General features: G+C 73.6%; 1 protein-coding gene. It reads left to right on the plus strand.

All coding sequences use genetic code 11. The features are described 5' to 3' along the window. Window positions 1–666, plus strand: a 666-nt coding sequence (locus E2E34_RS34890) for a pentapeptide repeat-containing protein (protein WP_439333715.1), incomplete at its 5' end; no start/stop codon positions are given. Between the last annotated feature and the right edge of the window lie 5 nt (window positions 667–671).

Consider the following 671-nt stretch of genomic DNA (forward strand, 5'->3'; position numbering starts at 1 on the left):
TCCCCGGCCGTCCGTCCCGTGCGGCGCCCCGAGGTGCGGCTGCCGGCGCTCGCGCCGTTCGGCCCCGGCGAGCTGGAGTCCGAGGGGGACTACGACGGTCTGGAGTTCCGTGAGCTCGACCTGACGGCCCAGGAGGCGCGCGGCGCCCGTTTCATGGACTGCGGTCTGTACGGCGTGGCGCTGGACGAGACGCGGCTGGGCCGGGCGCGCTTCATCGACTCGGTGCTGGACGGGGTGCGGGGGGTGGGCACCGACCTGGCCGAGTCGACGTTGCGCGACGTGGAGGTGGTCGACGCGCGGCTCGGCGGGGCCCAGCTGCACGCGTCGTCCTGGGAGCGGGTGCTGGTGCGGGGCGGGAAGATCGACTACCTGAATCTGCGCCGGGCCCGTCTGAAGGACGTGGTCTTCGAGGGGTGCGTCCTGGCCGAGCCGGACTTCGGTGGGGCGCGCCTGGAGCGGGTGGAGTTCCGCGACTGCGTGCTGAGGCGGGCGGACTTCAGCGCGGCCACGATGGTGGACGTGGACCTGCGTACCGTCGCGGAGCTGGACATCGCGCGGGGCGTCGACCGGCTGGCGGGTTCCGTGATCAGCCCGTCCCAACTCCTGGAACTGGCACCGGCGTTCGCGGCGCAGATCGGAGTGCGGGTGGAGAGCCCGGGGGACTGAGGGGC

The organism is Streptomyces albidochromogenes (genome assembly GCF_005981925.1).
In the GTDB taxonomy this organism is placed as follows: Bacteria; Actinomycetota; Actinomycetes; order Streptomycetales; family Streptomycetaceae; genus Streptomyces; species Streptomyces albidochromogenes.